This is a genomic window from Thermobacillus sp. ZCTH02-B1 (assembly GCF_002159085.1).
GTDB lineage: Bacteria > Bacillota > Bacilli > Paenibacillales > Paenibacillaceae > Thermobacillus.
Genome location: NZ_LZRU01000043.1, coordinates 80,748 through 101,694, shown reverse-complemented (window position 1 = coordinate 101,694; position 20,947 = coordinate 80,748). Strand labels below are relative to the sequence as shown.

Here is a 20,947-nt window from a genome sequence, read left to right as displayed (position 1 = left end):
CATTCGGACGGAACAGGGGGCGACGGCTTGGGCTGGTTGCGTTATCTGTTGCTGTTTGCGATTCTGGCGGGATTGTGCTCCGCCCATCGCGCAGAGGCGGCGGACGACCGGCCGGAGCTCATCCGGAAATGGGAAATCCGGTGGATATACGACGGAGAAGCCGCGGAGTCGAACGCCGGTCCGCCGCGGGAGGACGATCCGTCCTGGACCGCGGCGTCCGCGGGGCGGCCGCCGCGCATGCCGGCGGACGCCGCGGGGCTGTGGGTCCGGTTCGAGATCCCGCCCACCGATTCCTGGCGCCAGCCGGCGCTGCTCATCGACCGGCTGTACGGCCGCAGGCTGGCCGTCTATCTGAACGGCGAAGTGCTGCACGAAACGAACCGCACGGTCCGGTTCGACGTGCACAAGCTGCTGCTGCCGCTTCCGGTCACTTCCGACCCTGCGGCGGTCCTGATCCGCATCGACGAGACGGTGGGACGCGGGGGCGTTTACTCGAACGTCCGGATCGGCGAATTCGACGCGCTGAACGCCGGCTTCATCCGACCGGAGATCGACGACATGGCGCTCAGCGGCGGAATGATCATGATCGGCCTCATCATGCTGGCCTGCTCCGGCTTCCTGACGAGGGAGACGCGGAAGTTCTGGCTGTCCCTCTCGCTCATCGCGCTGTCCGCCGGAACGCTCGTGTTCACGAGTTCGCCCCTGCCCTACATGCTGTTCGAGTCCCGCCATGCATGGCTGCAGACGGCGTTCGAACTCGCGTTCAGCGTATCCGCCCCCGCGTTCATGCAGTTCGCGGACATCGTGTTCCAGGGCCGATATCCGCTCTACTCACGGTTTCGCCGGGCGCTGTGGGGATACGCCGCGCTGTCCTTCCTGACGTACGCGCTGCACGCCGGATTGCCCGGCGGGTTCGAACCGGCCTACGAGCTGATCGCGGTCAGGCTGCTCAATCTTGCGATGACAGCCGCGTTCGCGATCACCGCCGTGCTGGCCGCCGTGGACGCCTTCCGCGGCAACCGGAACGGAGCCGTCCTGTGCGCGGGCGTGTTCTTCCTGACGTCGACGGCGGCCGCCGATTTCGCGCTGTACTTCGCCAGGGATGAAGCGTACGAACCGGTTCTGTGGAAATTCGGCACCTTCGCGCTGCTGGTCACGCTGACCGTCATCCTGTCCGCCGAGCTCGCGCGCAATCACGCCGCCCTGATCGCCTACGCGAAGGAGCGCGAAGAATACAACCGCAGGCTGCAGCGCGCGGAGAAGCTTCGAATCATCAGCGATCTCGCCGCCTCCGTCGCCCACGAGGTCCGCAATCCGCTTCAGGTGACGCGCGGCTTCCTGCAACTGCTCGCGGAGCGGGAAGTGTCGAACCGCCGCTATTACGACATGGCGATCGAGGAGCTGGACCGCGCCTCGTCCATCATCACGGACTTCCTCACCTTCGCGAAGCCGGAGATGGAGGAGTTCACCGTGCTGGATCTGTCCGACGAACTGGAAAAGATCCACGCGATCATGTCCCCGCACGCCTCGCTGAACGGCGTCGCCCTGAAGTTCGACGTCCGGGACGGACTCCGCATCGAGGGCAATTCCTCCCGCTTCAAGCAGGCGATCATCAATTTCATCAAGAACGGCATCGAAGCGACGGAGAACGGCGGCGAGATCACGGTCCGGGCCTACCGGGAGGGCGATCAGGCGGTGATCCGCATCCGCGACACCGGAAGCGGCATGGACGAGGAGCAGATCGCGAAGCTCGGAACGCCCTATTTCTCCACGAAGACCAAGGGCACCGGCCTCGGCCTGATGGTGACGTTCCGCATCATCGAAGCGATGAACGGCTCCATCCATTTCGAAAGCGAAACGGGAAAGGGAACCGAAGTCACGCTCCGGTTCCCCGCCGTTCTTCCGGATTGATCCGTCATCCCCGTTGTCGCGCGTCGAGATTCCGCACCCGGTCGAACAAACTCCGAAAAACGGCATCCCGCCGCACATGATGCGCCATTTTGATCAGATGCCGGCTTCCGTCGAAGCTGAAAGTGCCGCCGTCGTTCAGAATCGGGCTGTGCGCAATGCGGCACGGCACGCTCGACTCGTCCAGCAGCCAGCCGATCGTCGAAATGTCCCAAATCACGCGGGAATACGCGTAGTGGTCATCGCTGCAGGACGCGTACGTCTCGGCGAGATACCGGCCGATCTCGCCGCAATCCCGGAGATGGGCGTCAATCTCCGCCTTCGTCGTGATCAGATGCGAGGCGACTCCCATGCACGGCACGAGCACCAGCGGCACGCCGCAGTCCAGCACGACGCGCGAAGCGTGGACATCCTGGATCATGTTGAACTCGCGGGTGTGGTCCCACCAGGGCGCGTGCCCGCCGAGCCAAATCACGACGATCTTCCCGATGATCGAAGGTTCCATCAGGATGGCCGACGCCACGTTCGTAATGGCGCCGATCGCGACGACGTAAAGCGGATCGTCATCCGGCGAAGCGAGCGTCAGCTCGGCGATGCGCCGGGCCGCGGCGCTCTCGACCGGACGGCCGGGACCGTCCATCCATGCGCGGGAGCCCTCGAGAATCGGAATGTTTCCTTCCACGCCCGCGATCCCGGCGATGCGCCGAAGTTCGTTCAAACTCTTCACCATGCCGTCTTCGGGACCGTCCGAACGCCCGTTGTGGAACGGCGCCGCGCACAGCGCCTCGATCTGCAGCCGGTCCGGCGAACCGAGCGCGAAGACGACGGCGAACTGGTCGTCGATTTCGTTGTACGCGTCGGTGTCGAGCACGATCCGCACCTTTCCCTCCGGATGGCGCAGCCGTCCGAGGCGGAATGCGTCGTCAAGTTCGGGAAAACGGACCTTCATGAAGCGTTCCTCCGATCCTTTGTGCATGGCGCGTTACGGCGCCGGGACGCGGCCTGCCGGCCGGTCCCGCTCATTTATCCTGTTTATCCTGCACGACGTCCTCCGCCGGCGTCTCCGGAGCCGCCGTCGATGCCGGTTCCGGGGCCCGGGAAGCATCCGCGTTGCCCGCGGCCAGCCGGTTCGTCAGCCCCTTGATCAGCGCCTCGACGTCGATGCCCGATACGTCCTTCAGCATCTGCGGCGCCGTCGCCATGAGCGACGTGACATAGTTGCTGACGCGCGCCGCGCCTTCGCCGCTGCCGGTATCGACGACGGTGAGCTTGTCGATGCTCCGGATCGGCTCCGCCACCTTCGCCGCCAGCTCCGGCAGCATCTTGACGATGATGTCGAGCACGGCCGCCTCGCCGAACTTCGCGAACGCTTCGGCGAGCTTCTCCTTCGCCTCCGCTTCGGCCAGCCCCCTGAGCCGGATGACTTCGGCTTCCGCCGCGCCCCGGGCGCGCTCCGCCTCCGCCTCGGCGAGGCCGGCGAGCCGCTTCTGCTCCGCGAGCGCCCGCGCTTCCGCCTCGATCTTGAATTGCAGCGCCTCGGCCTCGCGGATGCGCCGCATCTTCTCCGCTTCCGCAGCCTGTTCGACCGCGTACCGTTCGGCGTCCGCCTTCTTCTTCATTTCCGCGTCATACTGCTTCTCGCGACGGAGAATTTCTTTCTCCTCGAGATCGATCTCGCGCTCCTTGCGCACGAGCTCGACCTTCATCTGCTCCTCGACGACGCTCTGCTTCGTGCGCGCCTCCTGGATCGCGTACGCCTGGTCGGCTTCCGCGCGCGCCATGTCCTGCTCCTTCTTGAAGGCGGCGATCTTCAGCTCCTTCTCCTTCGTCGCCTCGGCGATGTTCGTGTCGCGCAGCAGCTCCGCCTTCATGCCCTCTTCCTCGGCCCGCGCCTTCTGGATGCGCGCATCGCGGATCGCCTCCGCTTCCGCGATTTCGGCGTCCCGCTTCACCGCCGCGATGCGCGGCTTGCCGAGCGCCTCGAGATAGCCGTGCTTGTCGCGCACGTCCTTGATCGTGAACGAGACGATCTGCAGACCCATCTTCTTCAGGTCCTTCGCCGCCACGGCATGCACTTCCTGGGCGAACTTGTCGCGGTTCCGGTACACCTCCTCGACCGTCATCGAGCCGAGGATCGCGCGCAGATGGCCTTCCAGCACCTCCTGCGCCTCCGCCTTGAGCGCCTCGATCGGTTTGCCCATGAACTGCTCGGCCGCCGTCGCGATGTCCTCGATCGAGCCGCCGATCTTGATGATCGCGACCCCGTCCGCCAGCACGGGCACCCCCTGCTCGGTGTACACTTCGGGAGTCGACACGTCCAGCTTGTGCGACAACAGGGAGAGGAACTCGGCGCGCTGGAAGATCGGCAGAATGAACGCGCCGCCGCCGCGGACGATCTTGATCTTGCGCCCTCCCTCGTCAACGAGCGTGTTGCGGTTGCCGAGGAACGAGCCGGTGACGATCATCGCCTCGTCCGGTCCGACCGTCTTGTAGCGCGCCCAGAACGCCAGACCGAGCACGACCAGCACGACGACGACGGCAATCGGAATCCATTCGATCATGTCCTGTCTCCTTTCAACGTAAGATTGCCCGCAAAATCGGAATCCAGCCTGGAGACGTACAGCGTGCCGTCCTTCACCTCAACGACGACCACCTGCGCTCCCGCTTCCACCGGCTCCCCGTCGAAGCTCGCCGCGGTCCGGTTCGTCACCCCGGCCGCCCCCATCCGGAGCATCACCTCGCCGTAACCGTCGGCGGGAATCGGGACGAGCACCTCGGCGATCTTGCCCGCCATCTCCTCGAGCGAATAGCCCGTCGAACTCTCGCTCGACCGCATCGGCCGGACGTAGAAGAAATAGACGCCCGCGCCGATGACGACGGCGGCCAGCAACGCCAAGGCGGCAACCCCGCCCGCGCCGAGGTCCGTGTACCGGCCGAGCAGGATCCCGGCGCCGCCGAACACGGTGACCCCGCCGACGATCGTCGTCGGATGGAGCCAATCCGGCCCGTCCGCCAGAAAGCCGAGCGCGCCGTCGAGCAAGTCGCCCAGCATGTCGCCGAATACGATCGTGACGGCCGCGTACAGAATGCCGATGGTCAGGCATGCCCAATAGAGCGCTTCCATTCGCTTCCCTCCCCGCAAGCCGATTCCGGTGCTACCGGTAGGATATACGAACATTTCCATGAAAAGTTCCATCCAATGTCAGGCATGCTCCCGCGCCGATCCGGCCGGAACGGACTGTTGATTTTTGTCCTTTCCCCTCATTAGAATAAAGTAAACGGGCCGCAGGAAACGTTTGCGCAATTATGCGATTTTGCGAAAGCCGGTGTTGATCCGTGGAAGCCTACAGGGAGAAAGTCGAATACGAGAATCCGCTGCTGTCGTTGAAAATTTTCCGCCCGAAGCGCACCGACGATCTGTTCATCAATTGGCACTACCACCGGGAGATCGAGCTTCTGCTCGTGGAAAGCGGCGAGCTGCACGTCCTGATCGATGACGAGCAGCACTATATCGGACCCGGCGGCATCGTCCTGATCGGTTCGAACCAGCTCCACTGCGACCGCGCGCTTTCGCGGGTGCTGGACTACTACGTGCTGCAGTTCGATCTGGACAAATTTTTCGACGCGAGCACGATGCCCTATCTCCGCTATTTCAACGAAACGCAGCATCCGCTCAGCCGCCTGAACTACATCTTCCGCGAGCAGCCCGAAGTCGCCGCGGAAATCGCCGAATGCGTGAAGCGCATCTTCGACGAGGCCGCCGCCAAGACGATCGGCTACGAGCTGGCCGTGAACATCCTGCTGAAGCGCATCCTGCTGCTCCTCCTGCGCAACGACAACCGCCGCATGCTCGAGGAGCTGGACAGCTTCGACCTGCAGCGGCTCAAGCCGGTTTTCGACTACGTCGAGGCGAACCTGTCCGGCCGCATCCAGGTGGACACGGTCTGCCGGCTCGCGAACATGAGCTATTACTACTTCGTGAAGTTTTTCAAGAAGACGGTGGGCATGTCCTTCACGGAATACGTGAACTTCCGGAAGATCAAGTGGGCGGAGCGGATTCTCCTGACGGAGGACCGGAGCATGGCGGAGGTCGGGGAAATGATCGGCATTCCGAACATGGCGCATTTCTACAAAATGTTCCGGAAATACAACGACTGCTCGCCGAAAGCCTACCAGAAGCGGATGCTCTCCAGGAGCAACAATTAAGGCGCGGACCCGCTGCCCGCGGGGCGCGCCTTCTTGCGATGTCAGGGAATGCCGGGCTCCGGTCAGCCCGGCACGCCCTCTTCCTTCGGCAGCACGAGCTTGTAGCCGACGCCGCGGATCGACTCGATGCGGGCGGATCGCGGGCCCAGCTCGAGCTTCTTGCGCAGCGAGCTGACGTGCACGTCGACCGTCCGCTGGCCGCCGATGTAGTCGAACCCCCACACCGCGTTCATCAGATCGTCGCGCGTCACGACGACGCCCGGGCGCCGCACGAGGTAGAGCAGCACCTCGAACTCCTTCGGCCTGAGCGCCACCGGCTCGCCGTCCGCGGTCACCTCGTACTTGTCCGGATAGATTGCGAGATTGCCGACGCGGATGACGTTCTCCTCCCCGGCCTTCCGTTCCTCGCCGCCGCGCGAGCGGCGCAGCACCGCCGCGACGCGCGCCAGCAGTTCCGCGACGCCGAACGGCTTCGTCATGTAGTCGTCCGCCCCGTGCCGGAGGCCCTGCACCACCTCGTCCTCCGCGTTCCGCGCGGTCAGGATGATGACCGGCGTGCGGACGCCGTGCCTCCGGAGCTTCGTCAAAATCTCTAAGCCGTCCATGCCGGGCAGCATGATGTCGAGCAGGATGAGATCGAACGGCTGCCGGAGCGCAAGCTGCAGCCCTTCGACGCCGTTGTCCGCGACCGTCGCCTCGTATCCTTCCTGTGACAGATTGTAGGTGAGCAGCCGCGCCAGCGTCGGCTCGTCCTCGATGACCAGAATGCGTTCCGCCATGGCCTGCCCCCAACCCAGCGGTGTCTTCGCTTCTTCCATCACCACTATACCACGGACAGCCCACCGAAGTGTTAAGCTATTGTAAAAATCGCCCCGCCTCGTCCCCGCTTTCCTGCAGCACCGGCAGCTCGATCGTGAACGTCGTGCCGACGCCGACCTCGCTCTCGACGGAAATCGAGCCGCGGTGCAGCTCGACGAGATGCTTGACGATCGACAGCCCCAATCCGGTGCCGCCCGAACTCCGGGAACGGGCCTTGTCCACCCGGTAGAACCGCTCGAAGATGCGCGGCAGATCCTGCTTCGGAATGCCGATGCCGTTGTCGGAGATACGGATGCGGATCGCGTCGTACTCCGCGCGCTCGTCGGCGCCCTCCGGGAATGGGCCGCGCGGGCCGGCGTCCGGCCCCGTGCGGGCGGCTCCGATCCGGTCGGCCCGTTTGTCCCGGTCGTCGACATCGCCCCGCGGCGCGACCGGCTCCACCCGGATCCGCACCAGGCCGCCTTCCGGTGTGTAATGGATCGCATTGGACAGCACGTTCACGACGATCTGGCTCAGCCGGTCCTCATCCGCCTCGACATACAGCGCCTCGTCCACTTCCGTCTCGATCCGGATGTTCTTCCGCTCCGCTTCCTTCGCGAGCAGCCCGACCGTCTTCGCGATGAACGGCCCGAGTTCGACCGGCGAGAATTGGAGCGGCACGCGCCCCGACTCGATCTTCGAGAGCTCCAGGAGATCGCTGACGAGCCGGTTCAGCCGATCGCTCTCGTGATGGATGATCGCAAGGAACGCGCGCCGCGCCTCGGGATCGTCGCCGGCGCCGGCGAGCAGCGTCTCGGCGAACCCCTTGACCGCGGCGATCGGCGTTTTCAGCTCGTGCGAGACGTTCGCGACAAATTCGCTCCGCATCCGCTCGAGCCGGCGGATCGCGGTCACATCCTGTAGCACGAGCAGCAGCCCGCCGTCATCCCGGTCCTCGATCGGCACGAAATGGATCTCGATCTGCCGCTCCTCCGGATGGTAGAGCGTGAACTCATCGCGCGCCCGTTCGCGCCGCTCGAGCATTTCGCCGATTCGCTGCGTCAGTTCGTACTGCCGCCGGGCCTCCGTGTAGTGGCGGCCGATCAGTTCGTCCGCGGACAGGCCGAGCAGCGTTCCGGCCGCCCGGTTGAGCAGCACGACGGTACCCGAACGGTCGACCCTCACGATGCCGCTCGTCATGTTCTCGAGCACGCTTTCGAGCTGGCTTTCTTTCTCCCGGATGCGCTGCATCTGCCGCTGGAGGCTCTCGGCCATCGCATTGACCGCGCGCCCGAGCTCGCCGATTTCCCCCCGCGCATCGACGTCGACCCGTGCCCCGTAATCCAGGTTCCGGATGCGCCGGGCCGTGCGGATGACCGCCTCCAGCGGCTTCGTCATGCCGCGGGCGATCCGCCAGCTCGCCGCCGCCGCGACCAGGAGCAGGAGGAAGAGACCGGCGATCAGCCCGAGCCAGAGCCGGCGGATCCCCCGTTCGATCTCGCTGACGCCGAGCGCGAGCCGGATGAAGGCGGGATCTTCTCCCGTATCCCGCTTCACGGCGACGTACATCAAGTTGTGATGCGTCGTGTCGCTGCGCCGGATATCGCGGCCGACGCCTTCGCGCAGCGCCTCCGCAACCTCGGGCCGGTTCAGATGGTTGTCCATCGCCAGCGGATCGTGATCCGAATCGCCGAGCACGGTGCCGTCGCCGCTGATGAACGTGACGCGGGCGCCGGTGATCGCACGGTAGCGGCGCGCCAGCTCCGTGAACCGGGCGTGCGGGTCCGCGCCGTCCGCCGGCTCCCGGGAAAGCGCGTCTTCGATCAGCCCGATCTCGCGGACAAGATTGTCCCTTAGGGCTTCGTAATGGCTGCGTTCGAACGAGACGGCCACCCAGATTCCGGCGGCCGCCGTCGCAAGGCCGACAAGACCGATCATCACCGCCGCAAGCCGCGTGTGGAAACGGTTCATCCTGCACCCCTCCGCGGTCTTAGCGTGTCCAACGCTTCGTCCCGTTCCCGGCGCATTGCCGCTCTGTTTCGATTCCGCCGGATCTCCGCCCCGTCCCGCCGCGCATTTCCGCCTCGTCCCCCCCCCCCCGCGGAAAGCAGCCGGCTGCCGAGCCGTCCTTTCCGGTCGGGGATCGGCGACTGGTTGCTTTTTGCCATCGGAGCCGGTCAGCCGCCCGTCCCCGTCCCGCGGATCCTGCGCAGGAGGTTGTGGAACACGGCCGCTCCCGGCTGCTGGATGAGGATCGACAGCACGACCGGCATCGCCGCCTCCGGAGGGAAATATTCGAGGCCGATCACGATGCCGAGCGAAATGTTGCGGATGCCGCAGCCGTACGCCAGCGTCGCCGTCAGATCCGGAGATCGCCAGGGCAGTGCGGCGATGCATCCTGCGGCGTAACCGAGCGCGACGAGCGTGACGACGGCGGCCGCGACGGCGGGGACGGCGCCGCCCAGCGCGTGAACGTGCGGGCCGATCGCCGCCGCGTTCAGGACGATGACGGCGAGGAACGCGAGCTTCGAGACGAAGGCCGCGCCGGGTTGCAGCGCGGCGTGCGCCCGGCCGCGCGTCGCCTCGTTCAGCGCGATGCCCGCCGCCGTCGGCAGCACGACGATGAGCAGCAGGTCCAGCATGATGCCGCGCGTGTCCATTTCGATCGCGGCGCCGAACATCAGATCGAGCCCGAGCGGCACGACGAGCGGGCTGAGCAGCGAGCTGAAGGTGACGAGCGCCGTGATCAGCGCCGGCCGGCCGCCCGACACGACGACCCACATGAGCGACGAGATGCCGAGCGGGATGAGCATGAACAGCGCGAAGCCGACCGTATACGGCGAGTCCGGGCCGAACAGCGCGCCGCCGGCTCCCCGCGCGGCGAGCGGCAGGAGGATATGGGCGGCGGCGAGCGCCGCCAGCATCGGCAGCGGCCGGACGAATGCACGCGCGACCTCCCGTGCGCGGATGCCGAGCCCCATCGCGAACGTGATGTACGCGAACAGCCACGGCACGAGCGGAACGCCGGCAATCAGCGCGTCCGAACACAAGAAACCCAAGAGCAGCGCTCCCGGGGTCAGAAGGGACAACCGGCGGTCAACCCACCGGTTGAACGCGGATGCGAAGGAAGCGAACGTATTCGTGGGAATCACGCTTTCTTTTCATGGAACGCGGGCCGTTTTTACTTGAAGACCGGTTCCTTGAATTGTTCGAGCTTCGCGAGCGAATCCCGTTCGACGTCGGCGTGCAGGCTGTTGCCGTGGGCGTCCATCGTGACGATCGCGGCGAATCCCTCCGCCTCCAGGTGCCACATCGCCTCCGGGATGCCGAACTCGAGGAAATGCACGCCGTTCACGCGCTTGATGCACTCCGCGTAGTATTGGGCCGCGCCGCCGACCGCGTTCAGATAGACGGCGCCGCATTCCTTCAGCGCCTCCAGCGTCTTCCGGCCCATGCCGCCCTTGCCGATGACGGCGCGGACGCCGAACTTCCGGATGATGTCGGCCTGATACGGTTCCTCGCGCGCGCTGGTCGTCGGGCCCGCGGCCTTCACGTGCCACTCGCCCTTCTCGTCCTTCAGCATGACCGGACCGCAATGGTAGATGACGCCGCCGTTCAGATCGACCGGCGAGTCGTGGTCGACCAGATACTTGTGCAGCGCGTCGCGGCCGGTGTGGATCTCGCCGTCGAGGATCACGATATCGCCGACGCGCAAGGAGCGCACCTGCTCCTCCGTCAGCGGCGTTTTCAGCCGGATCTCGCGGCGCGGTTCGGCGTCGGCGGGTTGGGCCGCTTCAGCCGCGGGCGCTTCGTCCATCGGCACCTCGTCGCCGCGCGGATACAGCCATTCCTTGATCTCCCCGCTGCCGCCATCCAGCAGCACGCCCTGGCGCCGGAACGCCCAGCAGTTATAGGCGACCGAGACGAAGAAGCTTGCCGGCAGCCGGTTGATGGCGCCGATCTTGCAGCCGAGCAGCGTCACGTTCCCGCCGAAGCCCATCGTGCCGATGCCGAGCTGGTTCGCGGCCTCCATGATGTATTCCTCAAGCCGCCGCAGTTCCGGCACCGGATTGACGTCATCGACGCGGCGGAACAGTTGCTGCTTCGCGAGCTCGTAGCCGGTCGTCCGGTCGCCGCCGATGCCGACGCCGATGAAGCCGGCGCTGCAGCCCTGGCCCTGCGCCTGGTAGACGGCGTGCAGGATGCATTTGCGGATGCCGTCGAGGTCGCGGCCGGCCTTGCCGAGTCCCTCCAGCTCGCAGGGCAGGCTGTACTGGATGTTCTTGTTCTCGCAGCCGCCGCCCTTCAGGATGAGCCGCACCTCGATGTCGTCGCGCTCCCATTGCTCGAAATGGATGACCGGCGTGCCCGGGCCGAGGTTGTCGCCCGAGTTCGCGCCCGTGAGCGAGTCGACGGAGTTCGTGCGCAGCTTGCCGTCCTTCGTCGCGCGCGCGATCGCGCTGCGGATCTTTTCCTTCATGACGATCTGGTTCGCGCCGACCGGCACGTGCAGATAGAACGTCGGCATGCCGGTGTCCTGGCAGATCGGCGAGACGTTGCATTCGGCCATCGTGATGTTGGACGCGATCGTGCTGAGCGACAGCCCCGCCCGCGTCGCGCGGTCTTCCGCCTCCCGGGCCGCCCGGATCGCCCGGCGCACGTCGCCCGGCAGATTGGTCGACGTCTCGACGATCAGCCGGTATATGCTTTCTTCGAATTGCTCGATCATGTACAGCCGGCTCCTCTCTCGGAACTTTGCTTGCTTTATTTATCATATCACATTTGCGCAAGCGGGGGCGAACCCGTCTTCCTCCGGAAAACGCGGCGGTTTGCGCCCGCCCTCTTTTCCTCCGAAACGCGGCGACGGGCGGAACCTTCCGCGTCCGTGTCCGGGGAAACGCCCCGGCGGGCCGGCGAAGTATGGTAGAATAGAGAAAACTGTCGACGGATGATGAACCGGCGTATCAGGCCGCACTTAACGGCACCGCGGACCGTTAACGCCCCCATCCGGCGCGCCAGGCGGCCCCAACGGCGCGTTTAACGGCTCGCCGGACCGTTAACCGGGCCCACCCGCCGCGCCGGGCCGCACTTAACGGCACCGCGGACCGTTAACGCCCCCCATCCGGCGCGCCAGGCGGCCCCAACGGCGCGTTTAACGGCTCGCCGGACCGTTAACCGGGCCACCCGCCGCGCCGGGCCGCACTTAACGGCACCGCAGACCGTTAACGGCCCCCATCCGGCGCGCCAGGCGGCCCCAACGGCGCGTTTAACGGCTCGGCTGACCGTCAAATGCCGGAGGCCGGCCGCAAAAAGCGGCAGCCTCATCCCGTCGACGGTTTCGGGAATATCGAATCCGTAGGAGAGAAAGGGAGTCGGCGGAAGTGGAAAGCCATTTTCTCGCGTACCTGTACCGTCTTCGCCACATCGAACGCTGGAGCCTCATGCGCAACACGACGCGCGAGAACGTCGCGGAACATTCCTTTCACGTCGCGCTGCTTACGCATATCCTGTGCGAAATCGGAAATCGCGTCTTCGGCAGGCGGCTGAACGCGGACCGCGCGGCCGCGATGGCGCTGTTCCACGACGCGACCGAAGTGTTCACGGGCGACATTCCGACGCCGGTCAAGCACCACAACCCGCGGATGCTGGACAGTTTCCGCGAGATCGAGGCGCTGGCCGCGGAACGGCTGGCGGCCATGGTGCCCGAACCGCTCCGGGAGGCGTACGCTCCGCTCCTCAAGGGCAAGACGTGGCAGCGAGTCGGAGCCGGAGAAGGCGGGAACGCGGAGCAAGCCGCCGAAGATCCCGACGCCGGGCTGCGGATATATCTGAAAGCCGCCGATCTCCTGGACGCCTACCTGAAATGCACGATCGAGCTGGCCTCGGGCAACCGGGAATTCGCGGTTGCCCGGCGTCAGATCAAGGCCTCGCTCGACCAGCTTGCGCTGCCCGAGGCGGAATGGTTCCTCAAGCACTTCGCGCCGAGCTTCAGCAAGACGCTGGACGAATTGTCCGAAAACATGTGATCCGGAAAGCCGGGAACACAAGCATGGGGCAATGCAGGGACGCCGGCCGTCAATCCCCGGCCAGGTTGGCGAATCGCAGTTCTTCCTGCAGCGCGCGCAGCCGCGCGTGGCGGGTGCGGAACTGGCGGATGAATTCCCGCCACCGCTCCTGCCGGCCGGCGGCGAGGTACAGCTTCTCCAGCCGCTTGAGATGCCGGACGGCCGCGCGGTAGCCCATCCGTCCGCGGCTGCGCACCGCCTCGTCCACCGCCCGGTGGAACAGCGGCAGCAGCAGCTCCGGCGCCTCCTTCGCCACGAGGCGGAGGTGCCCGGCGTCGAGATCCTCGGGCTTGACGCCCATGGCGAGCTGCAGGTCGGCCCAATCCCGCAGCCGGCCGCGCGACAGATAATGCGCCGACAGCTCGCCGTACGACAGGGGCAGCCATTCCCGCATCAGCCGAACGCCCAGCGGACGGTCCGGCCAGCGGTCATCCGCCGCACGGCACAGCCTGAAGAGCGCCTTCAGGACCGCCGTGTCCCGGATCTGACGCAGCCCGTCGTGCAGATGATGCAACCACCGCTCCAGCGCGTCGAAATCGCCGTCCTCCAGGCAACGCTCGGCGAACCTGCCCGCGATCGTCGACGTGTGCCGGAACGGCGTCTTCCGCATCGCATCGATTGCGCCGTCATGATCGCCGGATCGGAAACGGAAAAACGCGAGAGCGGTCAGGATGGCGGTCTCGCGGGATGAAGGCGGAAGCGCACCCCCGCCGGGTGCCCCGACGGAAGCGGCGGCGCCGGGTGCATGCGTCGCGGACGCGCCCGCAGAATCCGCGCCCGCAGAATCCGCGCCCGCCGAGGCCACGTCCGCCGCAACCTTACCCGCGCCAGACGCATCCGACGAAACGCCCGCCGCCACCGCATCCGCTGCCGTCGCGCCCGTCGAAGCCACGTCCGCCGGGGACGCACCCGGTTCCCGCGCTCCCGCATCCTTAAATCCCGACTCCGCGCCGCCGATTCCCTCCGCCAGCCGTGCGATCACTTCCCGCTCCTCGAGCACCGCCTCCCGCCATCCGGCAAAATGATCCCACCACGCGACATACAGTTCGTCCCACCGCAGCAGCCCGTACCGCCCGTTCAGCGCGGCGTTCCGCAGCCGGACCGCGACGGCGCGCAGCCACCGCTCCTCCGCTTCATCGGCCGGCACGGGACCCGCCTCGTGCAGCAGCTCGAGCCAGTGCCGCATCCAGGGTTCGGCGGAACGGGAGAACGAGAGCTGAAAATAATAGCGGTTCTCCGGATCGGACCCGGCAAAAGCGAGCTCCGCCTGCTCCAGCACGAGCAGCACCGTCTGAAGCCAGTGCAGGCGGCGCATCGCGGGCGGCCAGTCCCTCGCCCAGCCCTTCGCCTCCTGGAGCACCGGCTGCAACGGATGGAGCGAACGGCGGCATTCCCGCCACACGCCGCCGAACCGTTCGGCGAACCATCCGGCCCACGCCTCCGGCCCGTCCGCCGGACCGGGCCTGCCGTCCCCGTCCAGGGAGCCGCCCTCCGTCACGATCTTCAGCACCCTGTCCGCATCCCAGCCCTCCGACTCGCAATACCGGAAAAAAAGCGCCGCCATATGCGCGCACATCGCTTCTTCCGGGCAGGTGCACGTGCTGTAGGCCATGTCGTCCGCATCCAGCGTGACGGCGTGCACCGCGCCGTCGTTCACGGCGCCGTATACCGTATTCATGACCACTTCCATGACCGGAACGCGGCCGCCGCGATACAGCGCATGTCCCTGGATCACGCGGTCGGGAGGCATGCCGTTCGCCAGCGCACGCAGCAACCGGTCCGTGCGTTCATCCGCCAGATGAGCCATTGCTTGTCCCCTCTCCGGACGATGCCGTCATCCGGTCCTCCGCCCCGGCGATTCCGCCTCACGTGAACAGCCGGGCCAGCCGGCTCCGGATCGCCCACGGCCGCTCCTCCCGCCGCTTGTATCGCGGCAGCGTGCGGTAGATTTCGGCCGCCTCGTCGAACGCCCGCCGCGCTTCTTCCCTGCGGCCGAGCGCCTGATAAATCCGTCCCATCCGGTAGTAGGCCTCGCAGGAAGAGGTATGGATCGCCCGCAGCTCCTCGAGCAGCTTCAGCGCCTTTTCCGGCTGATCCCGGTTCGCCGCGGCAAGCCGGAGGTACGGCTGCCCGTATTTGACCCGCGGATTGATGGAGAGCGCCCGCCGGATCATGCTCTCGCCCTCCGCCCGGCTGCCCGTGTGGAGCAGCGCCGTGCCGAGGTTGTCCCAGTACTCGGCCGAATGCGCCATCGTCTCCGCCGCCGGCTCCAGCAGCTTCCGCGCCTCGTGGTAGGATTTGCGCTCGAGGAGCAGATGCGCGAGCTCCATCCGCGCCGACATGTCGTTCGGATTGAGCGCGAGCTGCTGCCTGAGCTGGCCGATCCGCCGCGCGCGCCGGAACGGTTTCACCACGCTCGGCGACAGCCCGATGAACCGGCGGTCGAGGATGTACAGCATGACGATCAGCACGATGATGGCAACGAACGGATTTCCAAGCAGATACCAAAGAAGGCCGAACAGGATAAATTTGCCCATGGCGCACCCCTCTTCCCGGTTGCCGGTTACGGCACTATCTTACCATCCGGTCCGGGAGGCAGCCAAGGAAAAGGGAAGCGATGCATGCCGGCTCCCCGTTCTTCCCAACCTAAGCTTGCGGCGGATCCGGCCGCCGCAGACATCCGAACCCCTGGGGAGGCGAACAAACATGGCCGGCACCAAGCAAATTTTCCCGCCGCAGCACCAGACGCATCAGCCCGGCACCGAGACCGAAATGCGGCCCCATCCGGAGATCGAATCGCCGCTCTACAAGCCGGCGGGCAAGCTGACCGGCAAGGCCGCCGTCATCACGGGCGGAGACAGCGGCATCGGCCACGCCGCGGCCGTCGCCTTTGCCAAGGAAGGCGCCGACGTGGCGATCATCTATCTGAACGAGCATACCGACGCGGAACATGTGAAGCGCCGCATCGAAGAGCTCGGCCGGCGATGCCTGCCCATCGCGGGCGACATCGGCGACGAGGCGTTCTGCAAGCGGGCGATCGACGAGGTCGTGCGGACGTTCGGCAGGCTCGACATCCTCGTCAACAACGCGGCCGAGCAGCATCCGCAGCCATCCCTCGAGGCCATCACGGCCGAACAGCTCGAGCGGACGTTCCGTACGAACGTGTTCGGCATGTTCCACCTGACGAAGGCGGCGCTGCCCCACCTGAAGGCGGGCGCTTCGATCATCAACACCGCATCGGTCACCGCCTATGAGGGAAATCCGACGCTGATCGACTATTCGGCCTCGAAGGGCGCCGTCGTCGCGTTCACCCGCGCCCTGGCGAAGAATCTGGCGGACAAGGGCATCCGCGTGAACGCGGTCGCGCCCGGTCCCGTCTGGACACCGCTCATCCCGTCCACCTTCTCCGCGGAAGACACGGCGTCGTTCGGCTCCGACACGCCGATGAAGCGGCCCGGCCAGCCGTCCGAGCTCGCCGCCGCCTACGTCTTCCTCGCGAGCGATGATTCGACCTACATGACCGGTCAGACGCTGCACCTCAACGGCGGCAAAATCGTCAACGGCTGAAAAAAATCCGAATCACGACATCCGCCCACGCCGCATATAGTGGTGTGGGCAGGTGATTCGGATGAGCATCGCGCACCGCGAACTGAGACCGGGCGACGTGCTGACGTCCTGCGACAACGTGCTGGCCGTGCCGGCGGGCTTCCTCGGCCACAGCGCGATCGCCGTCGGTCCGGATCAGATCGTCGAGGCGGTCATGACGTTTCCGTTCGTACGGCGCGGACCGGCGGCGAACTTCTTCGCGCAGCATCCGAAACACGCGCATTACCGGCCGATTCCCGGCTGGCTGGCCAACGGCGCCGCACGTTTCGCCGCCGACTATCACCGGGCCTGCCAGGCCAATTACGCGCGGGGCCTGATCATCCCGCCTTTCTCCTTCTCGCCGGTCACGCCGCTCGAGGATCCCTGGAGTTCCATCTATTGTTCCAAGCTGGTGTGGCTGTGCTTTTATTACGGGGCCGGCTATCCGCTCTACAACGATTACTTCCTGTTCACGCCGGAAGACCTCGACAGCGTGCTCGGCTCCGATCCCAACTTTGAACGGGTATACCGGCATCCCGAATTTCATTTCAAAATCGACACCTGACGCGGACGGCGGACGGGGCAAGGACCCATTTTTGCCTTCGGTAGGCGGATTGCCATCCCGCGTATGTCCCCTGCGCATACATTGTCAATGTGCAAACCACCAAATTCAAAAACACCGTGAAGGAGTGCATGGGACATGGCGGAATACGGCAACCTGGGCGCGGCGGGAGCCGCGGGTTTCGGCGCTGACATCCACATCGGCGGCGCCGCGGCGGGCGCGATCGGGCATCACCCTTATGCGGCCGTCCATCCGGGAATGTACGGCGGAGCCGGCACCGGCTATTGCCACCCCGTGCCGGTGAAGCGCTGCCCGGATACCGGAGCCATACTCGTCCTCTTCATTTTGCTCGTCATCATCCTCCGCGCATCCCGCCTGTGACGCCGGACGGCACGGCGCCCCGGGCCCCCGGGCCCGGGGACGCCCCGAACGGGCGCGATCGCGCAAGCCGGAGCGCCCCGAACCCGCTCGGTTCGGGGCGCTTCGCCTTTTCGCGGGCGCTTGTCCCGCCCGGGCGCGCAGCTTGCCCCCTTTCCGTTTGCCGCGTCGGTCGGAAGCCGCAACAAAAAACCTCCTTCCGCCCCCGGAAGGAGCGAACAGAAGGTTCCGTATGGCTGATGCGCCGTTGCGCTATATTTTGAGCTCCCCGAGCTTGATCAGCTCGACAACCGCTTGGGAACGGCCTTTGACATTGAGCTTTTGCATGACATTCGATATATGATTTCGCACGGTCTTCTCGCTGATGAACAGCTGTTGCGCGATGTCGCGTGTCGTCTTGTCCTGCACAAGGAGTTCGAATACTTCCCGTTCGCGCTGCGTCAGAAGCTTGCTTTTGTGCTCGCTGCCTTTCAAGTTGTCACCCCTCCTTGTCTGCAAAGTGATGAATTACAAGGTTAAGGGATTCAGTCAACTTATCTTATGTCTGGCGCGATTTGGTGGTGCGGCAAGCGACAGAAATGGGCTTGAGCGGCGCGGATTTTCGGGCTTCCGCACACCCGGCGGCGGAACGGCGGCGGATGAAAGCCCATCCGGAATATGCGAAGAATGCAAAACGGCGCCCGTCGACAAAAAACGCTTCCCGCCCGCGCACATGCGGAAGGACGGCGTCGGCGCCCATCCGTACGGGAAAGCATGCGGAAAGCCTGTTCCGACGGCCCGTGAATGCCGGGCGGTCCCGCAAGAGAAACTATTCCCGCGCATGCCAGAATCCCTCCGGATCCGGAGGAAGCGAAGGAGGATACCGCGGGAATGACGGACGGAAAATCCGGCCTGCCGGAGACGTCACGGTCGTATTGGATCGAATCCGCGCCGATGCCGGAATTCGGTCCCCTCGCCGAAGACGCGGAGGCCGATGTCGCGATCGTCGGTGCCGGCATCACGGGGCTGACGGCCGCGTGGCTGCTCGCGCGGGAAGGCGCGCGCGTCATCGTGCTCGAGGCGAACCGCGTGCTGCGGGGAACAACGGGACACACGACAGCCAAGGTGACGACGCAGCACCATCTGATTTACGACGAGCTGATCGCCCACTTCGGGCGGGACCACGCGCGGCTGTACTATGAAGCGAACCGCGACGCGCTCGAATTCATCCGCGACCGGGTGCGGGAATGGAACCTCGACTGCGGCTGGGCGGAGGAGGACGCGTACGTCTACGTGACGGAGCACCGCTCGGTCGGAAAATTGGAGAAGGAACTGCGCGCCTATGACGCGCTGGGCATCGCGGGCGAACTTGCGACGGACATACCGGCGCCCGTCGGAGCCGTAGCGGCGCTCGTGAAGCGGAAGCAGGCGCGCTTCCATCCGCTGCTCTACATGCGCCGGATGCTCGACGAGGCGGTGCGGCTCGGCGTCCGCGTCCACGAGCGGACGACGGCCGTGCAGGCGGAGGCGGAGAGCGGGCGCGCGATCGTGCATACAGCCGATGGCCGGAAGGTGCGGTGCAAGGTTGTGATCGCGGCCAGCCATTACCCGTTCCTCGACAAGATCGGCGGAATGTTCGCGCGTCTCCACATCGACCGGTCGTACGTCGTCGCGATCCGGCCGAAGCGGCCGTATCCCGGCGGGATGTACATCAGCGCCGACGGGCCGCGCCGCTCCCTGCGCCTGGCGGAGAGCCCGGACGGGCCGCTCGTGCTGGTCGGCGGCGAGAACCACCCCGTCGGCGAAGCGGAGGACGCGAATCGGCGATACGCCGCGCTGGCCGAGTTCGGCGAGCGGCTGTTCGGCGTCGAATCCGTCGCCTGCCGATGGTCCGCGCAGGACATCATCACGAGCGACAAGGTGCCGTACGTCGGTCCGCCGGACAAGAGCAGGCCGAACCTTCTCGTCGCGACCGGCTACCGCAAATGGGGCATGACCGGCGGCACCGCCGCCGCGATGCTGCTGAAGGATCTCGCGCTCTACCGGGAGAACCAATACGCGGAACTGTTCACGCCGGTGCGCTTCCACGCCGACCCGGACCTGCGCACGCTGGTCACCTCGAACCTGAAGGTCGCGGGTTCGCTCATCTCCGATAAGCTGTCGAAACCCGGCCGGACGCCCGAGTCGCTCCGGCCGGACGAAGGCGCCGTCGTCGATCTGGACGGCCGGCGGGCGGGCGCCTACCGCGATCCGCAGGGGAATCTGCACCTGGTGGACACGACCTGCACCCACATGGGCTGCGAGGTGAGATGGAACCCCGGCGAGCGGACATGGGACTGCCCTTGCCACGGCTCGCGGTTCGATATGGACGGCAACGTCGTGGAAGGGCCGGCGAAGAAACCGCTGGCGCGGCTCGAACCGCGGCCGGCGCCGGAGGAGAAGCCGGAGGCTCCGCGCGGCCGGTCGCGGTAATGCGCGCCAGCAACAAGCAAGCGGCCGACCAGGTTCGCCTGATCGGCCGCTTTCGCTTAGCTTCCCGTTCAATCGTACAAGTCGACATTGCCGGTCCGGCTGATGCGGATGCCCGACTCCGCCGGGAACAGCCGCTCCACCATCGCGTTGAACTGCGCGATGAACCCCTGGATCGGCTCGCCGCGGCTCGCCTTCCGGATATATTCGCCCATCCGGCCGACAAATTCCGGCTCCTCGGACACGTAGACGCGTTCGATCAGCGGCGCCATCTCTTTCACGTGGGCGGCGATCCGCTCCTCGAGCGTTCCGCCGGTCTTGCCGGCCGCCCTGTTCTTCAGTCCGGCCCGCGACGCCGTCCGCGAGCTCGCCGGACCGTCCGCTTCCGCCGATTTCGTCCGGCCGTCCGCGCCGTCCCGCCGGCTCACGGCGACGTAGGCGTTGCGGTCGGTCAGGATCACGTACACGTCGTCCAGACCTTCCGCCTCGCGGATCCGCTTCGCGATGTCCTGGCTCGCCTCCATCCGGTAGTTCCGATGGCTGCCGATCAGATTGTTGCTGTTCAGCCGGCGCCCGTGCACCCGGTTCTGCTCGTTGAACTGGTCGTCCGCGAACCGTTTGTCGATGACGAGGTTGCCGTTGCCGTCCCGGAGCACCCGCTTCTGCACGATGTTGCGGTTGCCGACGTCGCCCTGCGTCGTGCAGCCGGCGAGCATCAACGCGCCGGCGGCCAGCACGGCGATCGCCGCTTTCGCGCGCTGCATGACGCGCACCTCCCGTAAACGCGATTCGATTGCCCAGCCGTTAGCGTTCGCCGGGGCATCGAATCCTATTCGGGCGGCGCAGGCGCGCGCCGGCCGGACGCGGCCATCCGCTCCGGCCGGAATCGGACGAAATTCGAAATCCCCTTGATACGGTCCCGACTGCGAACGGACCGCGAAACATGGCATCCCCCATCCCGCGCCGCCTGGCGCCCGCATCCGTCGAAACGGGCAGG

The 20,947-nt window shown here is 66.1% G+C and carries 18 protein-coding genes; 7 read left to right on the top strand and 11 right to left on the bottom strand.

Going from position 1 to position 20,947, the window contains the following annotated elements; all coding sequences use genetic code 11:
* Nucleotides 1-27: 27 nt before the first annotated feature.
* Nucleotides 28-1,911: a sensor histidine kinase gene (locus A9Z00_RS15095; RefSeq protein ID WP_296979173.1), complete on the top strand. Its 1,884-nt coding sequence runs from the start codon at nt 28-30 to the stop codon at nt 1,909-1,911.
* A gap of 4 nt (nt 1,912-1,915) precedes the next feature.
* Here the strand turns inward: A9Z00_RS15095 and A9Z00_RS15090 are convergent, their stop codons facing one another.
* The 3 genes from A9Z00_RS15090 to A9Z00_RS15080 form a co-directional block, all read right to left on the bottom strand.
* Entirely contained in the window at nt 1,916-2,857 is a 942-nt protein-coding gene (locus A9Z00_RS15090) for a nucleoside hydrolase (RefSeq protein ID WP_296979172.1), read from the bottom strand.
* A gap of 70 nt (nt 2,858-2,927) precedes the next feature.
* Nucleotides 2,928-4,469 (bottom strand): flotillin lipid rafts scaffold protein FloT, encoded by a 1,542-nt coding sequence (locus A9Z00_RS15085; RefSeq protein WP_296979170.1) that lies wholly within the window; start codon nt 4,467-4,469, stop codon nt 2,928-2,930.
* Nucleotides 4,466-5,032 (bottom strand): NfeD family membrane protein, encoded by a 567-nt coding sequence (locus tag A9Z00_RS15080; RefSeq protein ID WP_296979169.1) that lies wholly within the window; start codon nt 5,030-5,032, stop codon nt 4,466-4,468. The genes A9Z00_RS15085 and A9Z00_RS15080 overlap by 4 nt, the downstream gene beginning before the upstream one ends.
* Before the next feature lie 212 nt (nt 5,033-5,244).
* Between A9Z00_RS15080 and A9Z00_RS15075 the strand changes: the two genes are divergently transcribed.
* Nucleotides 5,245-6,114, top strand: coding sequence for a helix-turn-helix domain-containing protein (locus A9Z00_RS15075; RefSeq protein ID WP_296979167.1), 870 nt, complete (start codon nt 5,245-5,247; stop codon nt 6,112-6,114).
* Between the two features lie 62 nt (nt 6,115-6,176).
* Here A9Z00_RS15075 and A9Z00_RS15070 read toward each other — a convergent pair whose 3' ends face one another.
* From A9Z00_RS15070 to A9Z00_RS15055, 4 genes are all read right to left on the bottom strand, one after another.
* Nucleotides 6,177-6,893, bottom strand: coding sequence for a response regulator transcription factor (locus A9Z00_RS15070; RefSeq protein ID WP_296979165.1), 717 nt, complete (start codon nt 6,891-6,893; stop codon nt 6,177-6,179).
* A gap of 76 nt (nt 6,894-6,969) precedes the next feature.
* Nucleotides 6,970-8,883 carry a two-component system histidine kinase PnpS gene (pnpS, locus tag A9Z00_RS15065; RefSeq protein ID WP_296979163.1) on the bottom strand — a complete coding sequence of 638 codons (1,914 nt, stop codon included), beginning with the start codon at nt 8,881-8,883 and terminating at the stop codon, nt 6,970-6,972.
* A 206-nt stretch (nt 8,884-9,089) separates the two neighbouring features.
* Nucleotides 9,090-9,971, bottom strand: a complete 882-nt coding sequence (locus A9Z00_RS15060) for a bile acid:sodium symporter family protein (protein ID WP_296979159.1) — start codon at nt 9,969-9,971, stop codon at nt 9,090-9,092.
* 122 nt (nt 9,972-10,093) lie between these two features.
* Nucleotides 10,094-11,641, bottom strand: a complete 1,548-nt coding sequence (locus A9Z00_RS15055; RefSeq protein WP_483316329.1) for a fumarate hydratase — start codon at nt 11,639-11,641, stop codon at nt 10,094-10,096.
* Between the two features lie 652 nt (nt 11,642-12,293).
* Here A9Z00_RS15055 and yfbR point away from each other — a divergent pair.
* Nucleotides 12,294-12,938, top strand: coding sequence for a 5'-deoxynucleotidase (gene yfbR / locus A9Z00_RS15050; protein ID WP_296979158.1), 645 nt, complete (start codon nt 12,294-12,296; stop codon nt 12,936-12,938).
* A gap of 49 nt (nt 12,939-12,987) precedes the next feature.
* On the opposite strand, the gene A9Z00_RS15045 is transcribed toward yfbR, so the two are convergent.
* Both A9Z00_RS15045 and A9Z00_RS15040 read right to left on the bottom strand, forming a co-directional pair.
* Nucleotides 12,988-14,784 (bottom strand): hypothetical protein, encoded by a 1,797-nt coding sequence (locus tag A9Z00_RS15045; protein ID WP_296979156.1) that lies wholly within the window; start codon nt 14,782-14,784, stop codon nt 12,988-12,990.
* A 58-nt stretch (nt 14,785-14,842) separates the two neighbouring features.
* Complete coding sequence (locus A9Z00_RS15040) at nt 14,843-15,514, bottom strand: tetratricopeptide repeat protein (protein WP_296979154.1); 672 nt, start codon at nt 15,512-15,514, stop codon at nt 14,843-14,845.
* 169 nt (nt 15,515-15,683) lie between these two features.
* Between A9Z00_RS15040 and A9Z00_RS15035 the strand changes: the two genes are divergently transcribed.
* From A9Z00_RS15035 to A9Z00_RS15025, 3 genes are all read left to right on the top strand, one after another.
* A complete protein-coding gene (locus A9Z00_RS15035) occupies nt 15,684-16,544 on the top strand; it encodes an SDR family oxidoreductase (protein ID WP_296979152.1) in 861 nt (286 codons plus the stop codon).
* A 61-nt stretch (nt 16,545-16,605) separates the two neighbouring features.
* On the top strand, nt 16,606-17,127 hold the full coding sequence (locus A9Z00_RS15030; RefSeq protein ID WP_296979150.1) for a C40 family peptidase: 522 nt from the start codon (nt 16,606-16,608) through the stop codon (nt 17,125-17,127).
* Between the two features lie 135 nt (nt 17,128-17,262).
* Nucleotides 17,263-17,505 carry a hypothetical protein gene (locus tag A9Z00_RS15025; RefSeq protein ID WP_296979149.1) on the top strand — a complete coding sequence of 81 codons (243 nt, stop codon included), beginning with the start codon at nt 17,263-17,265 and terminating at the stop codon, nt 17,503-17,505.
* 249 nt (nt 17,506-17,754) lie between these two features.
* On the opposite strand, the gene A9Z00_RS15020 is transcribed toward A9Z00_RS15025, so the two are convergent.
* Nucleotides 17,755-17,976, bottom strand: a complete 222-nt coding sequence (locus A9Z00_RS15020) for a helix-turn-helix domain-containing protein (RefSeq protein ID WP_296979147.1) — start codon at nt 17,974-17,976, stop codon at nt 17,755-17,757.
* A 396-nt stretch (nt 17,977-18,372) separates the two neighbouring features.
* Here A9Z00_RS15020 and A9Z00_RS15015 point away from each other — a divergent pair, with 396 nt between their 5' ends.
* Nucleotides 18,373-19,953, top strand: coding sequence for an FAD-dependent oxidoreductase (locus tag A9Z00_RS15015; RefSeq protein WP_296979146.1), 1,581 nt, complete (start codon nt 18,373-18,375; stop codon nt 19,951-19,953).
* Between the two features lie 68 nt (nt 19,954-20,021).
* Here the strand turns inward: A9Z00_RS15015 and A9Z00_RS15010 are convergent, their stop codons facing one another.
* Complete coding sequence (locus A9Z00_RS15010; protein ID WP_296979143.1) at nt 20,022-20,714, bottom strand: YhcN/YlaJ family sporulation lipoprotein; 693 nt, start codon at nt 20,712-20,714, stop codon at nt 20,022-20,024.
* Between the last annotated feature and the right edge of the window lie 233 nt (nt 20,715-20,947).

Coding starts and splice junctions, on each gene's coding strand:
- A9Z00_RS15090 (WP_296979172.1), bottom strand. CDS start 2,857: ATGAAGGTCCGTTTTCCCGAACTTGACGACGCATTCCGCCTCGGACGG.
- A9Z00_RS15085 (WP_296979170.1), bottom strand. CDS start 4,469: ATGATCGAATGGATTCCGATTGCCGTCGTCGTCGTGCTGGTCGTGCTC.
- A9Z00_RS15080 (WP_296979169.1), bottom strand. CDS start 5,032: ATGGAAGCGCTCTATTGGGCATGCCTGACCATCGGCATTCTGTACGCG.
- A9Z00_RS15070 (WP_296979165.1), bottom strand. CDS start 6,893: ATGGCGGAACGCATTCTGGTCATCGAGGACGAGCCGACGCTGGCGCGG.
- pnpS (WP_296979163.1), bottom strand. CDS start 8,883: ATGAACCGTTTCCACACGCGGCTTGCGGCGGTGATGATCGGTCTTGTC.
- A9Z00_RS15055 (WP_483316329.1), bottom strand. CDS start 11,641: ATGATCGAGCAATTCGAAGAAAGCATATACCGGCTGATCGTCGAGACG.
- A9Z00_RS15045 (WP_296979156.1), bottom strand. CDS start 14,784: ATGGCTCATCTGGCGGATGAACGCACGGACCGGTTGCTGCGTGCGCTG.
- A9Z00_RS15040 (WP_296979154.1), bottom strand. CDS start 15,514: ATGGGCAAATTTATCCTGTTCGGCCTTCTTTGGTATCTGCTTGGAAAT.
- A9Z00_RS15035 (WP_296979152.1), top strand. CDS start 15,684: ATGGCCGGCACCAAGCAAATTTTCCCGCCGCAGCACCAGACGCATCAG.
- A9Z00_RS15030 (WP_296979150.1), top strand. CDS start 16,606: ATGAGCATCGCGCACCGCGAACTGAGACCGGGCGACGTGCTGACGTCC.
- A9Z00_RS15025 (WP_296979149.1), top strand. CDS start 17,263: ATGGCGGAATACGGCAACCTGGGCGCGGCGGGAGCCGCGGGTTTCGGC.
- A9Z00_RS15015 (WP_296979146.1), top strand. CDS start 18,373: ATGACGGACGGAAAATCCGGCCTGCCGGAGACGTCACGGTCGTATTGG.
- A9Z00_RS15010 (WP_296979143.1), bottom strand. CDS start 20,714: ATGCAGCGCGCGAAAGCGGCGATCGCCGTGCTGGCCGCCGGCGCGTTG.